At 52.3% G+C, this 15,426-nt stretch carries 15 protein-coding genes; 7 read left to right on the plus strand and 8 right to left on the minus strand.

Annotated elements, in window-relative coordinates; genetic code table 11:
• The first annotated feature begins 23 nt into the window (after positions 1-23).
• Entirely contained in the window at positions 24-1,802 is a 1,779-nt protein-coding gene (locus tag DFER_RS24655) for a RagB/SusD family nutrient uptake outer membrane protein (protein ID WP_015814391.1), read from the plus strand.
• A gap of 95 nt (positions 1,803-1,897) precedes the next feature.
• Here DFER_RS24655 and DFER_RS24660 read toward each other — a convergent pair whose 3' ends face one another.
• From DFER_RS24660 to DFER_RS24675, 4 genes are all read right to left on the minus strand, one after another.
• Positions 1,898-2,302: an Hsp20/alpha crystallin family protein gene (locus DFER_RS24660; protein WP_015814392.1), complete on the minus strand. Its 405-nt coding sequence runs from the start codon at positions 2,300-2,302 to the stop codon at positions 1,898-1,900.
• Positions 2,303-2,340: 38 nt separating this feature from the next.
• Positions 2,341-2,592, minus strand: coding sequence for a hypothetical protein (locus tag DFER_RS24665; RefSeq protein WP_015814393.1), 252 nt, complete (start codon positions 2,590-2,592; stop codon positions 2,341-2,343).
• A 128-nt stretch (positions 2,593-2,720) separates the two neighbouring features.
• Positions 2,721-3,095, minus strand: a complete 375-nt coding sequence (locus tag DFER_RS24670; protein WP_015814394.1) for a hypothetical protein — start codon at positions 3,093-3,095, stop codon at positions 2,721-2,723.
• An 11-nt stretch (positions 3,096-3,106) separates the two neighbouring features.
• Positions 3,107-3,655 (minus strand): RNA polymerase sigma factor, encoded by a 549-nt coding sequence (locus DFER_RS24675; protein ID WP_015814395.1) that lies wholly within the window; start codon positions 3,653-3,655, stop codon positions 3,107-3,109.
• Between the two features lie 503 nt (positions 3,656-4,158).
• On the opposite strand from DFER_RS24675, the gene DFER_RS24680 reads away from it, so the two are divergent.
• Positions 4,159-4,524 (plus strand): T9SS type A sorting domain-containing protein, encoded by a 366-nt coding sequence (locus DFER_RS24680; protein WP_015814396.1) that lies wholly within the window; start codon positions 4,159-4,161, stop codon positions 4,522-4,524.
• A gap of 76 nt (positions 4,525-4,600) precedes the next feature.
• Here DFER_RS24680 and DFER_RS24685 read toward each other — a convergent pair whose 3' ends face one another.
• From DFER_RS24685 to DFER_RS24705, 4 genes are all read right to left on the minus strand, one after another.
• Positions 4,601-5,635 carry a Gfo/Idh/MocA family oxidoreductase gene (locus DFER_RS24685; RefSeq protein WP_015814397.1) on the minus strand — a complete coding sequence of 345 codons (1,035 nt, stop codon included), beginning with the start codon at positions 5,633-5,635 and terminating at the stop codon, positions 4,601-4,603.
• Between the two features lie 357 nt (positions 5,636-5,992).
• Complete coding sequence (locus DFER_RS24695; RefSeq protein WP_015814398.1) at positions 5,993-8,089, minus strand: outer membrane protein assembly factor BamB family protein; 2,097 nt, start codon at positions 8,087-8,089, stop codon at positions 5,993-5,995.
• 14 nt (positions 8,090-8,103) lie between these two features.
• Positions 8,104-9,051: a sugar phosphate isomerase/epimerase family protein gene (locus DFER_RS24700; RefSeq protein WP_015814399.1), complete on the minus strand. Its 948-nt coding sequence runs from the start codon at positions 9,049-9,051 to the stop codon at positions 8,104-8,106.
• Between the two features lie 8 nt (positions 9,052-9,059).
• Positions 9,060-10,994 carry a heparinase II/III domain-containing protein gene (locus DFER_RS24705; RefSeq protein ID WP_015814400.1) on the minus strand — a complete coding sequence of 645 codons (1,935 nt, stop codon included), beginning with the start codon at positions 10,992-10,994 and terminating at the stop codon, positions 9,060-9,062.
• A 114-nt stretch (positions 10,995-11,108) separates the two neighbouring features.
• Here DFER_RS24705 and DFER_RS24710 point away from each other — a divergent pair, with 114 nt between their 5' ends.
• From DFER_RS24710 to DFER_RS24730, 5 genes are all read left to right on the plus strand, one after another.
• A complete protein-coding gene (locus tag DFER_RS24710) occupies positions 11,109-12,395 on the plus strand; it encodes a Gfo/Idh/MocA family protein (protein ID WP_015814401.1) in 1,287 nt (428 codons plus the stop codon).
• Between the two features lie 56 nt (positions 12,396-12,451).
• Positions 12,452-12,883, plus strand: coding sequence for a tRNA (adenosine(37)-N6)-threonylcarbamoyltransferase complex ATPase subunit type 1 TsaE (tsaE, locus tag DFER_RS24715; RefSeq protein ID WP_015814402.1), 432 nt, complete (start codon positions 12,452-12,454; stop codon positions 12,881-12,883).
• Between the two features lie 47 nt (positions 12,884-12,930).
• Positions 12,931-14,157, plus strand: coding sequence for an alanine dehydrogenase (locus DFER_RS24720; RefSeq protein ID WP_015814403.1), 1,227 nt, complete (start codon positions 12,931-12,933; stop codon positions 14,155-14,157).
• Between the two features lie 157 nt (positions 14,158-14,314).
• Complete coding sequence (locus DFER_RS24725) at positions 14,315-14,719, plus strand: hypothetical protein (RefSeq protein WP_015814404.1); 405 nt, start codon at positions 14,315-14,317, stop codon at positions 14,717-14,719.
• 147 nt (positions 14,720-14,866) lie between these two features.
• Positions 14,867-15,301: a hypothetical protein gene (locus tag DFER_RS24730; protein WP_015814405.1), complete on the plus strand. Its 435-nt coding sequence runs from the start codon at positions 14,867-14,869 to the stop codon at positions 15,299-15,301.
• Positions 15,302-15,426 lie beyond the last annotated feature (125 nt).

Genomic DNA, 15,426 nt, shown 5'->3' on the forward strand with positions numbered 1-15,426 from the left:
TCGATCTTAACTATTCAAACCATATGGATACCAAAATCTTTAAATACATGCTTTCGGTGGGGCTGGCGATCGGGATTGTGTCTGCTTGTAAGGACGAATTCCTGAGCCGCGATCCACAAGGCCAATATAGCCCGACAGCCCTCAAAACGCCTGCCGGGGTGGAAGGTTTGCTCGTGGGCGCCTACGCGATGATCGACGGACAGGGCCTGGACGGCCAGGATTCGTGGAATAACGACATTCAGAGCTGGGTCTTCGGCGGGCTTGCTTCCGATGACTCCTACAAAGGCACCGACGCCGGTGACCAGCCCGAGCAGTCGTTCATTGAAAAATGGGACTTCCAACCTACCAATAACCACATCCGGAACAAATGGCGCGGGCTGTTCAAAGGCGTGGCGCGCACGAACGACGTCATAAATACAATGGCCGAAGTACCGGCGATCAGCGACGCACGCAGAAAGCAGATCACTGCCGAGGCGCGGTTCCTGCGCGGGCTTTTCCATTTCGAAGCCAAGAAAATGTGGAAAACGATTCCGTACATCGACGAAACGATTTACAAACTCGATGATCTGGAAAGTACCAAGATCCCGAACGACAAAGATGTGTGGCCGATGATCGAAGCGGACTTTAAAGCAGCATCGGAAGGGCTTCCGGAAGTGCAGTCGCAGGTCGGTAGGCCTACCAAATGGGCTGCTCTTGCGTTTCTGGCGAAGGCATACATGTATCAGGGCTGGAATATCTCGACCGGTGCGGCCAATGTGGCGGTATTGCAGAAAGCAAAGCCGATTCTGGAACAAATCATCGCTTCCGGCAAGTTTACCCTGGCGCCTAAGTTTGAGGACAACTTCCTGATCGCGACGCGAAACAATGCGGAATCGATTTTTGAAATTCAATATGCAGTTTCCAGCGCATCCGGCGATGCGGCCGATGCAGGCGTAGGTCTGGCGCACCCTTACATTGACCCGTGGGGATGCTGCGGATTTTATCAGCCCTCGCAAAACCTCGTGAATGCATTCAAAACCGGCGCAAATGGCTTGCCGTTGCTGGATACGTTTAATGACAGCGATGTGAAAAACGACCAGGGCCTGAAATACTCCGATCCTTTCGAACCCTACACAGGCACGCTCGACCCTCGTCTGGACCAGACCGTCGGCCGCCGCGGCATTCTGTTTAAAGATTTCAAAATCCACGGAAGCGACTTCATTCGCGACCAAACGTATGCAGGCCCCTATTCGCCCAAAAAGCACATTTCTGAAAAAGCGGGCTTCGGGATCAATGGCTGGGGTAACCTTTCGAGCAACAATTACCGCATCATGCGCTACGGCATGATCCTGCTGTGGCTGGCCGAATGCGAGGTGGAGCTTGGTAATCTGGAAAATGCGCGAAAACTCGTAAACCAGATCCGTACCCGGGCTGCTAACCCCGCCGGTTTTGTGAAAAAAGCTGTTCAGGGGGCCAAATCACGCGACGATTATGCCGTGATGAATGAGCCCGCCGCCAATTATGTGATCAAAACCTACGACCAGCCCTGGACAGACGCCGCCACGGCACGGAAAGCCGTGCGTTTCGAAAGCCGTCTGGAATTTGCGATGGAAGGCCACCGCTTCTTCGACCTGCAACGCTGGGGCATTGCGGCTGAAACGCTGAATGCCTACGTGGCCGTAGAGTCCAACAAGCGGGTTTATAAAAAAGGCGCTGTGTTCACCAAAGGCAAAAACGAATTCTTCCCGATCCCGCAGGAGGCGATCGACCGGTCGTACAAAGGAGGTGCGGCTACGCTCGTTCAGGACCCTGCTTATAAATGACATTTGGTCAAAAACCAGTATTTGTTAAGCGTTTGTAATCAGAAAAGCCCCGGTAGCTATGCCGGGGCTTTCTTAGTTGATGAAGTGATTAAATGCTAATGGACGCTAATCTCCTGCGAAGCCCGCTCGGAGCCGGGAATGATCGGCAGCGTGAGTTGCAGGATGCCATTGGTGTATTCCGCGCGGATGTTTTCGGTATCCACCGTATTGTCGATCATAAACGTCCGCTGGAAGGCGCTTTTGCTGAACTCCTGCCTGAGCCAGTTGCGCTTGTCGTTCAGCTTGTCTTTTAGTTCATAAGAAACCGTGAGTTCGAGTCCCTGAACATTGATTTTGAAATCTTCCTTATTGCGGTCGGGCGCGAAAACGAACATTTCGTAGCTGTCGTCGTTTTTGACGATGTTAACTGGTACGCGGAAATCGCGCTGCTGTCCGAAAGGTCTGTGATAAAAGTCGTGGCGTATTCCGAAGCCGCGACGTCCAAATCTGTTGTCACACATGGTATTGTTATTTGTTTGTTGATTGAATAAATACTTCGTTAAACTCTCTGGGGCAGCTTGCCAAAACGGTCGGTAAGGAATTCGCGTTGCTGTCCGCCGAAGTCGCTGTCATAAACACCGGCATGGCGATGTTGCCACCTGCGGAAGCGGCGCCGTCCCGCAAAAAGCCTGAATAGTAGTCCGAGGAACAAAAAGCAGAAAACGGCTTTGAATATCAGGAACGGGAGGGCGAACAGGAACAGACCTGCGAGGATGGCGGTTGCTATTGTTTTTAGAATGACGATGAACATGATCTTGTCTGGTTTCGATGAATACTGGTGCGCTGATTGCGCCTTCCATGATGCAGACGTCCGATCGAAAAAAATACTTTAAATGCAGCAAAAAAGTATACCCCGGCTTCCGACCGGGGTTTTGTAAGTTACCAGTTTTCAGGCGGTTTACGGCGCCGGTTCCACATTTCCTGACGAAACCGGATGCGCTCCTCGTCGGTCATTTTCATCCATTTACTTTTCCAGGCCCGCATTTCCTCGCGGCCTCCGCGGCCAAACCGGCCGTTGAACCGCTGCCATTTGTGCCGGTGCGGATGCCCGCCCGGTCCTTTGAAACCGCCGAAAAGTATTTTGCACAACACGAACAAGCCTACCGCTTGCCAATAGGTGATGGTGTTGAAATTGGCAGCAGCGGGCAACACCGCATTCCAGAGCCATTGTACAATCGCTCCGAAACCGAGGGCCGCGATCAGGATAAAAACCGGAAGCGCGAGCCGAAATCTTCTTTTTTGCGGGTTCATCATGGTCAACAAATTTAATATTTTACAAACTCCCGGTACACGCTTTCGAGCCGTTCGCGCAGGTGGCGGACGGCGTAGCGTTTGCGGGAAATCAAGGTTTTAATATTCTCTCCGGTCCGGTCGGCAATCTGCTGGAATGTCTGGTCTTCGAGTTCATTCCAGATAAAAACCTGCCGCTGATTTTCGGGCAGCTCGTCGAGGGCAATGCTCAGTTGCTCCCAGAAAAGGTCTTTGAGATAGGCTGTTTCGGGTGTATGGTCGTCGGCGAGCAGGATGTCTTTGAAATGAAACTCGCCGTCTTCGTCTTCATAACCAAAATCTTCGAGCGACTCCGGTTTCTGTTTCCGGTATTTATCGATAATGCGGTTCCGGGCCACGCGGTAGAGCCAGCTGCTCATCTGCTCGATCGCCTCGATCTCCGGCACGGTGCTGAGCTGGAACCATACATCCTGCAAAATATCCTCCGCATCCTCATCGGTATTCACACGCTGCCGGATAAATCCCAGCAATTGCTTGCCATAGGACGCGACGGTTTGGATGATATTTGGCTTTTTCTGCGACAAAAGGGGGATTTTGAACTATTACAGATTGGTAGACGGACGGTATCGCGAAATACTTTAAGTATTGCTGAGTTTTTTGCCACGAAGACTGTTCCGCAGCGGCGGACCGTGAATAAGCACGAATTCAGTAGCTTCGTGAATATTCACGGTCCGCCGCTGCGGTGCCTTCGTGGCAAATTCCATTAAATGAGTATACTATTCAAAAATATTTAAAAAGTGCAAATATCAGGCAATTGTATTATTCCAATAGAACTGGCAAATTTCGAACGACTTGCTGTACTTTTCTTATAAACATATAATTATTCCAATATTAATGCATCACTCAAAAAGGAACTTTCGCTATTCAAAACTGCCCTTATTGACTTTTAATCACAATGTTGGGTACCTTTGTATTGTCCAAAGAGCAAAATACGGAAACGCAAAGAAGCTCAGCGAACTTAATCGGGTAAATGCCTGAAAAGTACAAAAAGGACACATTGATTCGGACATTAAAACATTAGAATAAAATGAAAAAAACTATCTTGGCAATCGCAGTTTTGGTGGGAGTATCAACTGCAAATCTTTCAATCGCTGCTGATAAAGTAAAAGAAAACAGCGCATCTATCGAGCTGGTTTCAGGTGCAGAATTGAAATTCAAATTGTCTCTTGAAAACGTAAAAGAAAGATCTTCACTGGTTATAAAAGACTACACAGGACAAATCGTTTACAGCACATCGATCCCTAAGTCTGAAAACTACACTAAGATCTTCGACCTGTCGAACCTGGCAGACGGAAATTACAGCTTCGTAATCAACAATGGCAGCGAAATCTCTACAAAACCATTCGCGATCTCGACTGAAACAAAACGTCAGGTAACAGCAGTTATCAAATAATCATAGCCTGCTAATTGGCACTAAAAAAGGCAGTACGGACATTCCGGACTGCCTTTTGCTATTTTACAATGGCCGTTTAATAAGCCAATACTTTCTTTTCGTTGCTGCTTTGGAATGCCAGGTCAATCACCCGGCAAGTGCGCAGCACCTCTTCCGGCTTCACAGCCAGCTCGGCACCGTTTACGATCGCGTCGTAAACATTCTGGTAAAATGGCATGTAATCGCCCGCTTCGCTCTCCACAATGCCTGTGAACGCCTCGCTGTACAACGTGCCCCAGCGATCTTCCGGCTCCACGCCCCACGGTTTTTCGGTAGGCAGCACGTTTTGGCGCAATGTCTCCTCCTGCGGATCGAGGCCGCCTTTGATAAACGACCCTTTGGTACCGTGCAGGACGTAACGCAGCTTGTTTTCGTATACCATCAGGCTCGACTTCACGATCACCGACTTGTCGGGATAGCCCAGGCGGATATCGAAATAATCGTCGATTTCGCTGTTCGGGCGTACAATCCGGATATCGGCTGTGACGGTTTCTGGCTCGCCGAACAGTACCAGCGCCTGGTCGATCAGGTGCGGGCCGAGGTTGTACACATTGCCGCCCACGGGCACGGCGCGCTCTTTCCATGAGCCGGCCACGGCTTCGCGGTAGCGGTCGTAGCGGCATTCGTATTCGATAATATCGCCGAGTTTACCTTCACCAAGTAGTTTTTGAATGGTGAGAAAGTCGGAATCCCAGCGGCGGTTTTGGTAGGCGGTAAGGATCAGCCCTTTTTCTCCGGCCACTTTTACAAGCTCACGGGCTTCCTCTTCGGTAGCGGAAAACGGCTTTTCGATCACCACATGCTTGCCGTTCTGGAGCGCGTCCATCGCGTATTCGAAATGGGTATCGTTGGGTGTGCAAATGAAAACCAGGTCGATCTCCTCGTCGCTGAGCAGCTCTTCCACCGACCGCGCATTGCCGATCGACGGATCAAATTCCTGCGCCTCGTTTTTGGACCTTTCGACCACCGTTTTGATCTTGAAATTCGGGTTGGTACTCAGAAACGGCGAATGAAAATACCGCCCCGACAAACCGAAACCGATTAAACCGACATTGAGAATTTTTGAAGGCATAGTTTTAAAAATTTTGCTTTGACGCAAAGGTAACCTTCCCCGAAAACTGAGCAAGGAGCCACTGCAGGATGTTTAGGATTGATAGGAGATTTTGACCCAATAATATTCTATTGACTAACATCGGCGCGTTTCGCCATGACAACGGAAGAAAAGAAATCGGCATTATGGTCGAATCGCGTAGCGATTTAATGTTGGTAGGGATATCAACTCGCAAACCGTACCCAATCCCGTTAGGGATGCAACAACCAAGTTGTAGCAACGCGGTGTTGTTACATGCCCAAGGGCATTGCGCGGACGTTGGATCTCCGTCTTTTGCTACCGATATCGCATGCCTGACGGCATTTACTTCTTCCAATATTACGGCAACGCAAATGCCACATACCGATCTCCGGATTTCGTATTCAACTTCCCGCCGCCACAGGCTATGACGACATATTGCCGGCCGCTCACTGAATAGGTACTTGCCGATGCGTAGCCGGCCGCAGGCAATGCGGCGTGCCATAATTGCTTTCCCGTTTCTTTGTCGAAGGCCCGGAACTGCTCGTCGCGGCTGGCGGCGATGAATATCAATCCGCTGGCGGTCACCAACGGCCCTCCATAGTTGTCTGTGCCGGTGGGAGGAATTCCTTTGGCGGTGAGCTCTTTATATTCGCCGAGCGGGACCTGCCATTTTCGTTGGCCGGTGTTGAGGTCGACGGCGGTTAATGTGCCCCAGGGAGGCTGGCTTACCGGGTAGCCATTGCGATCGTACCAGCGGTTATAGCCCGTGTGCTGGTAGGGAACGTTGGATTTAGAATCCATTTTAATGCCCTCTGCGCTTCCCTCGTTGCTGAGGTAGGCGATGATGGATTTTCGTTCGGCGTCGGAAATGTGCGTGAAAGAGGGCATCATTCCGCGGCCATTTTGCAATACGGCTGCTATTTGTGCCGGTTTCAGGCGCTTTTCGAGGTTGGCCAGCGAAGGATAGGAGCCGTCATGATTGCCCATTTTGTCGGCGCCGTGGCAGGCTGCGCAATGCATTTGGTATAGCTGCGCGCCGGTGACGGCGGATGCATTGTCGGGAATTTTCTTTTTTACAAGTGATGTGTAAACCGGTATTTCCTTCGCGGGAACGTACATGATGCCGCCCGGATCGGTGGCTGCTCCGCCCCATTGCGCGCCGCCGTCGGTGCCCGGGTAGAAGATCGTCATGTCGGATGTAATGGGAATGTAGGCGCTGCCAGTCTTGGCTTTTGAAAGTAGGCCAACAAGCGAATCGCGGTCAGCCACGAACGGGTTGAAATCTTTTGCCGTGAATGCCTGCCGGGTGAACGGGACGGGCAATGTGGGAATCGGCTGGGTGGCCGCTACCTTTTCGCCTGCGATGGTCGGGAAATGGAATGCCGTTTCTTTGATTGGGAAGAGCGGTTTGCCCGTCGCCCGGTCGAGAACAAACACGTAGCCCTGCTTTGTAACCTGCACCACGGCGTCCACGGGCTTGCCTTTGTGGGTGACGGTGACGAGGTTCGGCGGGCAGGGCGGATCGCGGTCCCAGATGTCGTGATGCACGAGCTGGTAATGCCAGAGACGTTTTCCCGTGGCGGCGTCGAGCGCGATGAGGCAGTTTGCAAACAGGTTATCGCCCGGACGGTTGCCGCCGTAAAAATCATAAGCCGCCGAGCCGGTAGGAATGTACACAATGCCGCGCCTACGGTCGATCGCCATGCCGGCCCACGCATTGGCACCACCGAAATGCTCGCGCGCATTCGCAGGCCACGTTTCGGAACCATATTCACCAGGGGCCGGAATCGTGTTGAACGTCCATACCACCTTGCCCGTACGCACATCGTACGCGCGCACATCCCCGAGCAGGGCCGTTTCGTTTTCATTGACGCGCGCTCCGGTGATCAGCAGGTTTTTGTAAATGGTATTGGGTGTATTCGAAGTAATGTAGTCGTCGGCGCCGGGACGCCCGATGCCTATCCGCAGATCAATGCGTCCGCTTACTCCAAAGGTTGATATTGATGAGCCATCGGCTGCATTCAATGCGTAAATGTATTTTCCAGCCCCGAAAAAGATGCGCTTTTCATTGCCTTCCGACCAATAGGTAACGCCCCGGGACAGCGTTCCGGCATTGTCCTTTAAATTGGTTTTCCAAATCTCCTCGCCAGTCGCTGCATTCACTGCGAAGGCCTGTATCCCGGCTGAAACGCCGTACAAAATACCATCCACCACGATCGGGTTGCATTGCATTTGTGTACGGTTCCGGTTGGTATCCGCACCGCCCGACGCGTACGTCCACGCGACTTGCAGTTGCGTTACATTATCCTTCGTGATCTGGCCTAATGCCGAATAATGGCTTCGGGCACCGTCGCCATTATATTCCGGCCAGTTCTGGTCGGCAGAATGCGAGCTGATCACAAAACCGCACAGCGCCGCAAACGCGGCGGATAGGAGGATGGGCGTTAGTTTCATGGATGCGGCGGGTGTTATGCGGCGGCCCAGAGATCTTTCAGTTTCTGTAAATCACGTTTCATCGCATCGAAAACGACTTTTTTATCCACCGTGATCTGATACGCACCCTGGTCGGCCCCGCCCAGCGGGTATTCAAGGTGGAGGCAAATCGGCACATTCACCTGCAAATCTTTCAGCAGTTTGAAATAGGTTTTAAAATCCACCATTCCCTCGCCCAGCGGCACGCTTTTTACGGCCCATTTGCCGCTGCTGTTTTTCTCCCAGTAAAAATCCTTGATCACGATCGTTTTGATGTGCGGCCGGATCAGGTTAAAGCCGGTTTGCCACGAAAGCCCGCCTTCAACTGTCGCGTGACGAATGTCGTATTGCGCGCCCATTGTTTGCTGATTGGCCTTTTGAAGGATCTGCCATATTTCGAACATCGAAGCGCCCACCATCCTGCCCGAATGGTTTTGGTAACACCCGTTAATGCCCAACTTTTCATTCAGTTGGCTCAAACCGGCCATTTTGCCGCCAAATTCGCTGAGCTGCTCGGGAATGCTTTTCTGCTCGTTGTAGCGGTACCAGTTCATCCGGTAATATTTGAAGCCCAGTTTGGCGGCCGTTTCGAGCAGTTTTTTATCGACCGGGTTGGCGGCATCCTCCACGGCAGTGCAGAACATTTGCGGCGCAAGCCCTACCTTTTTCATCGCTTCCACGGCCAGCGGGAGGTCTGTTTCCACTTTTTCGGGCAACACGTGGCCTTTGGGGCGCACGGTCAGGTCAATGCCGTCGAAGCCGAGTTCTCTGGCCGCTTCGGCCATGTCCTGGTAGTTAAGGAATTGCAGATGTTTGGAGAAAATATTGACTTTAAGATCATCCGCCGCATGAGCGGGCCGTGCGAATGTTTCCTGAGTTAATGAAGGAATAATGCTGCCGGCGAGGGCGCTGCGGACGATAAAATCTCTGCGGGATAGGTTCATGGGGCGGTTCAGGATTTAGTAATGACGAAACTATGTTTGCCTTTGGGTTTCAGGGCTTTGCTGGTGAGTACAATGCGCGTCACCGGATTGCCGTCCCACTTGGTTTTGAAACTTCTGTATTCCATTCCGTCGGTGGAAGGCAACTCGGTGGAAACGGACCATTGCCTGGGATCATAAGTGAGCGAAACCGATTTTTTACCGGGCGTGGTCAGGATGATTTTGCCCGGCGTGCCGGTGTCGACTTTGCAGACGGTCATGAATATCTGCTGCAATGAATCCGGCTTCTGCTTCAATATGTAGTCGTCAGCAACTTCCACGACGTTTTTAACCGTATTCAGCTTCACACTGCGGTTCCACGTTTGCACGCCCGCTTCCGGCGCGAATGCCGGCGCAATGTCCATCGCGAGCGACACTTCTTTGTCGGAGACATTACTTTTTACATTCCGCGCATTGTACTGCTTGCCGGCCGGTTGGCCAAAGCCATTGACAATCGGCACATTATGGTATTCCGATCTTGTAAACCAGAGCTCGTAGCGCCTTGGCGAAAACGTGCGCGCGGTGTAGTTGCCCCGGCCCGCGTCCACGATGACCGGCTCGCCGTCGGCATACACGATGAAATCGCCCACGTCGTTGTGATTGTGGCTTTCGGCATTGTGCCCGGCGTGGGTGGCGAGGTAAAGGCCATTGGCCGAGCGCGCCGTCAGCACCTCAATGTCCGACAGCCAGGAATGCGCCACCGGTTCATAGGTTTTGGTTTGATCCTGCTTCAATTCCGAGGTCGTGAGCAGGTTCCATATCTTCCGCGGCCGGTGAAAGCCCTCCCCGCCGGCCACCGCTCCAAACCGCCCGTAAGCCCACTCGCCGAAAGCGGCCAGCGCCGGGTCATTTACGGCCTCGCCGAAGCGGTAGAGCATGAGGCCGTCCGGTTTCAGTTTCGGATCGGCGTCGGCGAAGTTTACGAAATAGTCGTCGGCAATGTGGACTTTGTAAACATAGGTGGCCATTTTGCGGATCAGATCGTTGTCGTAAATGCCAATTTTGCCATCTGTGGCGCTTTCGAGGATCGCCAGCGCGTCGTAGGCGCTGGCTCCGGCGGCAAACCAGTAGCTTGGTCCTTCGTCGCAGCCGCCGTCGTCGCCCAGGCTGTTGAAATAGCGATCCAGGAACACCATGTACTGGTATGCGTTGGCGCCGCGTTTTTGCAGATCCCTTTCCAGCAACAGATCGGCAATGAGCAGGTTCGACACGATCCACGGGTTCCAGTTATTCACCGGTTTAGTGGTACTCAGCCAGCCGTAGCGCTGAGCGTCGTGCAGCGGTTCGAATATTTTCCGGTTGGTTTCAGCATAAATGCGCGGGCGGATGAGCGGCGAGATCTTATCGAGTTTTTCTCCCAAAAAATAATCGGTAAGGGCTAGGACGGCTGCCGTTTCGGCGCCGAAAAGGTCGACAGTCGGGTCCTGGGCGTCGGGCAGACCGTTTTTGGCTTTTTGTACACTCAAATGCGCCGGCACGCCCCAGTAAGTTTCCTCGCAAATCGCCCATACTGAATTCAGGATGGTTTCCGTGAAACGGTCTTTGCCTTCCGCGGCTTCTGCTAGCACAAGGCTCATCAGCTGATTTCTCCGCCCAAACGACGCTGCCGAATGCCTTTCGCGGTCACCGCTGCGGGTAAAATCGAGCAGGAGGCTGGCCGAAACGGCGGCAATAGGCTTTTCCAGCGCTTCTTCGCCGGTTTGAATGATTTTCGCTAGCTGCGCCGGGTCGGTTTTGCTTCGCCATTCTTCGGGTGTTTTGGGGTAGGGGGCCCATTGATCGAGCGGGATGAGGGCTTCGCTGAATGCGCTCTGCGTATACTTTTGGGCAAGAATGTTACGCTGGGTGACTTGTGCACTGATATGCAGCGGTATCACCAGCGCAAATGCCAGTAGTAGTCTGATCATAGCGGCTGAGGTTTAGGAAGTTAAATTTGGGTTAATATAAGACTTTAATATCCAGTAGAATCACTGACTTCGGCCTTTAATTTAAATTCAATCAGGATAATTTCTCGAAAAAATATGACTACCGAACGCTTGAACCGTCGTAATTTCTTAAAGGCCGGTGCCGTCATTTCCTCCTTCATGATCGTGCCGCGGCATGTGCTTGGACGAGGTTACCAGGCGCCGAGCGATCTGATTTCCCTGGGTTTTATCGGCTGCGGGCGCCAGAGCGGCGGGCTGCGCAACCGGTTTCTGGATACCCGCGAAACACGGATCATCGCCGCCTCGGATGTGTACGGAGTCAAACTGGATACTTTTGTGAATGCGACCAATAAGTGGTATTCCGAAAAACTTGGTCAGGGCGACTACAAAGCGGCTACGGGCATCAAGGACTTCCGTCAACTGCTCGACCGGAAGGATATCGACGCCGTCGTGATCGCCTCGCCCGATCATTGGCATGCCGCAATGTCTGTACGTGCTGCCGAGGCGGGGAAGGATATTTATTGTGAAAAACCACTTTCGCTGACCGTCCGCGAGGGAAGGGCTATGGTGAATGCAACCAGGAAGCACAACCGGGTTTTCCAGACGGGCAGCATGCAGCGGTCCGCGCCGGAATTTACCAAAGCGGTTCAGCTTGTCCGCAGCGGCGCCATTGGAACGGTGAAAAAAGTGTACGTGAATGTAGGCGGGCCGCCAAAAGTATGGGACCTGCAAGGGGAAACGCGTCCCGACGGCCTCGACTGGACATTATGGATGGGGCCGAACACCGTCGAACGCCCCTACAACAATGAGCTGGCGCCGGCGATGGACGCGACTTTTTGGCCTAAGTGGCGAGACTACGCCGAATTTGGCGGAGGCGGAATGACCGACTGGGGCGCGCACATGTTCGATATTGCGCAATGGGGGTTGAATATGGACGCCAGCGGCCCCACCGGACTGGTTTATTCCGAACCCGGCAAAGGTTTGGTATACAAATATGCGAACGGCGTAGAAGTGGTCCACCGGCCGATGGAAGGCAAGCAGCATTGCCATTTCGTGGGTACCGACGGCGAGGTTTTCGTTGCCCGCGGCGAATTGAAAACTACGCCTGAAACATTGAAAGACAAGGCATTTAATGCCGGAGATGCAGGCGTTTATGTCAGCACAAACCACTACAAGGACTTCCTGAATGCGATCCGGACGCGCAAGCCGCCGATCTGCGATGTTGAAACGGGGCATCGTACGGCTACCGTTTGCAATATTGGCAATATCGCGTACAACTTGGGGCGTTCGCTGCGGTGGGACCCGGTGAAGGAAACGTTTACGGGAGATAAAAATGCGGACAAGCTGCTCGGCCGGCCGATGCGGAAAGAATGGAAAGTATGAGGCCTAGGAAGGCATAAAAATGTAACGGGTTTTTCCAAATTGTGTATTTTTGTAGCATGATTGGACAACCCACGGTTATTCGTTTTAAAGAACTCGACGAGCTCGGAGGTGTATCCGAAGCACTTCTCAGGCTCGGCGCAGAAACGCCCGTCTGGCTCTTCGAGGGCCAGATGGGAGCCGGTAAAACGACGCTCATCAAGGCGTTGTGCAGCCATCTCGGGGTTACCACCCACGTGCAGAGCCCCACTTTCTCGCTGGTGAATGAATATGACGCGGGGGGCAGGACAATCTATCATTTTGACTTTTACAGGATTAAGGACGAAACGGAAGCCCTGGATATGGGCGTGGAGGAGTATTTCGATTCGGGGGATTTCTGCTTTGTCGAATGGCCGGGGAAGGTTGAAAACCTTTGGCCGCTCAATTACATGCAGCTGCATCTGGAAGCGGATGAAAGTGGCATGAGAATATTGGAAGTCACCAGGGTATAAGAGGTCACATTTAGTCAGTTCAGTTTCACACTTCATTTTGCCAGTCAATGCCACAACCTCAGATTACCGGTTTTGAAGAGCTCGCCAAGCAGTCGGTGCTGTACCCTCAGGAATCATTAATGGCCGTCCGGAAGGACCAGAACTCGTTGCATATCGGCTTGCCGAGGGAAGTTTCGTTGCAGGAAAACCGCATTGCGCTCACACCCGACGCGGTGGGGATCCTGGTGAGGAACGGGCACGAAGTGTGGGTGGAGAAAGATGCGGGAAAAGGCGCTAACCTGTCGGACCACGAGTACAGTGAGGCCGGCGCGAAGATCGTTCATAGCCCGAAAGAAGTTTACCAGGCTAATGTGATCCTCAAAGTGGAGCCGCTGGTGGAAGAAGAATTCGGCTATGTGAAAGCGGGTACGACGGTAATCTCCGCATTGAACCTTCCTTCATTAGAAAAGCAATATTTTGAAAAACTCAATGAACTGAAAATAACCGGCATCGGCTACGAGCTGATCGAGGACAAGGTGGGCGGCAAGCCGATCATCCGAGCGATGGGCGAAATTGCCGGCAGCACCGTGCTGCTGATCGCCGCGGAATACCTTTCGACACCAAACGGCGGCCGGGGGGTAATCCTGGGCGGCATTACCGGTGTGCCGCCGACCAAAATCGTGATCCTCGGAGCGGGAACCGTGGCCGAGTTTGCCACACGCGCGGCGCTGAGCCTTGGCGCGGACGTGAAGGTTTTTGACAAACACATTTACCGCCTGCAAAGACTCAAATACTCGATCGGGCAAAATTTATACACCTCCATTATCGACTCTGAAACACTGGCGGAGGCCATTGGCCGGGCGGATGTGGTGATCGGCACCATGCGGGCCGAGAATGGGCTTAGCCCGATGGTCGTGACGCGCGAAATGGTGTCACAAATGAAGCCGGGTTCGGTGATTATCGATGTGAGCATTGATCAGGGCGGATCGTTTGAGACCTCGCGCATGACGACGCATAAAAACCCGACATTTAAATACAACGAAGTAATCCATTACTGCGTGCCCAACATCCCCTCGCGCGTGGCGCACACCGCGAGCACGGCGCTGAGCAATGTATTTTTACCGTTTTTGCTGCAAACCGGCACAATCGGCGGTATCGAGGAAATGATTTATGCGAACCGTTGGTTTATGAAAGGAGTGTATTGCCATAAAGGAACGCTCACCAACTCACACATCGCCCGCAGTTTTAACATGAGGTATAAGGATCTGACATTACTGCTGGCGGCCAGGATGTAGGGAGGCTATAAGCTATAAGCTTTAAGCCTTAGGCTGTAAGCTTTGTGTAATTTTAAACTATTAACTTATCTGTGCTAGTTGCATCGGCTTAAAGCTTGTAGCTTACAGCTTATAGCTTACTGCTTAAAGCCTACTGCATCTAACATACTACAACGTAATGATTAACAACAGCAACGAAAATGCCCTGATGGATGATGCGAATTCTCCGGATTTGAATCAGAAACTGATGGGGAATATATCGCAGGATTTTATCAAAGTGGCCGATCAGCTGAAAGAGGCGTCGTACCAGATCCGCAAGCGCGGTTTTTCGGAGTATCCGATTTTTGCGGTGACCAACAATGATGTCGACCTGGGCGTACTCCTGATCGACTCGACGGAGCTCGCCAACCGCTTTGTGTACAAGGCTTCGTACATGCAGGAGTTCGTCGACCGGAAGCTCATCGGTCCCGAATCGGTGTTGCTTTTTACGGAAAACTATAAGAACCCGGACGAGTTCTGTTGTCTCTTTGCATTGATAGGCGAGTTCTCGGGTTTTGTGTATGTGCCTTACCCGGAAGATTGAAGTAGAGGGGATGTCATAGGGAAAGTAGCCGCAGGCCGCTAAATAAACAATAGCTACGCTTACTAGGTCTGTGAAACGGGTTCGTGGGATTTTGTTTTAGTTTTAGAAATTAATTAATTGAATTTCAGCTTAAATAACACCCGATCTATGGAATCTAAACTACCTCTTGAAAAGGAACTTGAACCCATTTTTCTCCAAAAATTCCCGCCGTTCTCCGAGAGCGTGAAGGAATTTCTCGTACAATACGGACCTTACATTATCCTTGTGCTATCGGTGATCGGCGTGTTGGGGCTGTTGACGGCCCTTGGCGTAGGCGGTGCCGTGTTTGGCATGGGCGGCGCTTCGGTGGGTATTGGCTTCAACTTTTATCTCGGCATAGTCCTGGGCATTGTTACGCTTGTGATGTACCTCATGGCGTTCACGCCGCTCAAAGCGCGCAAAAGAGCGGGTTGGAACCTGCTATATTATGCCCTGCTGCTGGGGCTGGTGAGCAACCTCATTCAGCTGAGCATTTTCGCATTCATCGTCGGCGGGCTGGTCGGTTTCTGGGTGCTTTTCCAGATCCGTGAAAAGTACGCGTAAATATTAACAGCCATGTGCCGTGCAAAGCGGGCGGATTATTCCGCCCGCTTTTTATTTTTGCCATTAGTCATACAAATGCGGGCTTTTATACCCGCAGTCACTCCGATCCGTGCAATTACTTCGCA

The organism is Dyadobacter fermentans DSM 18053 (assembly GCF_000023125.1).
GTDB lineage: Bacteria > Bacteroidota > Bacteroidia > Cytophagales > Spirosomataceae > Dyadobacter > Dyadobacter fermentans.

Excerpts from the sequence above, each read along its gene's own strand:
- DFER_RS24655 (WP_015814391.1), top strand. The coding sequence starts at position 24 with ATGGATACCAAAATCTTTAAATACATGCTTTCGGTGGGGCTGGCGATC.
- DFER_RS24660 (WP_015814392.1), bottom strand. The coding sequence starts at position 2,302 with ATGTGTGACAACAGATTTGGACGTCGCGGCTTCGGAATACGCCACGAC.
- DFER_RS24665 (WP_015814393.1), bottom strand. The coding sequence starts at position 2,592 with ATGTTCATCGTCATTCTAAAAACAATAGCAACCGCCATCCTCGCAGGT.
- DFER_RS24670 (WP_015814394.1), bottom strand. The coding sequence starts at position 3,095 with ATGATGAACCCGCAAAAAAGAAGATTTCGGCTCGCGCTTCCGGTTTTT.
- DFER_RS24680 (WP_015814396.1), top strand. The coding sequence starts at position 4,159 with ATGAAAAAAACTATCTTGGCAATCGCAGTTTTGGTGGGAGTATCAACT.
- DFER_RS24685 (WP_015814397.1), bottom strand. The coding sequence starts at position 5,635 with ATGCCTTCAAAAATTCTCAATGTCGGTTTAATCGGTTTCGGTTTGTCG.
- DFER_RS24695 (WP_015814398.1), bottom strand. The coding sequence starts at position 8,089 with ATGAAACTAACGCCCATCCTCCTATCCGCCGCGTTTGCGGCGCTGTGC.
- DFER_RS24700 (WP_015814399.1), bottom strand. The coding sequence starts at position 9,051 with ATGAACCTATCCCGCAGAGATTTTATCGTCCGCAGCGCCCTCGCCGGC.
- DFER_RS24705 (WP_015814400.1), bottom strand. The coding sequence starts at position 10,994 with ATGATCAGACTACTACTGGCATTTGCGCTGGTGATACCGCTGCATATC.
- DFER_RS24710 (WP_015814401.1), top strand. The coding sequence starts at position 11,109 with ATGACTACCGAACGCTTGAACCGTCGTAATTTCTTAAAGGCCGGTGCC.
- tsaE (WP_015814402.1), top strand. The coding sequence starts at position 12,452 with ATGATTGGACAACCCACGGTTATTCGTTTTAAAGAACTCGACGAGCTC.
- DFER_RS24720 (WP_015814403.1), top strand. The coding sequence starts at position 12,931 with ATGCCACAACCTCAGATTACCGGTTTTGAAGAGCTCGCCAAGCAGTCG.
- DFER_RS24725 (WP_015814404.1), top strand. The coding sequence starts at position 14,315 with ATGATTAACAACAGCAACGAAAATGCCCTGATGGATGATGCGAATTCT.
- DFER_RS24730 (WP_015814405.1), top strand. The coding sequence starts at position 14,867 with ATGGAATCTAAACTACCTCTTGAAAAGGAACTTGAACCCATTTTTCTC.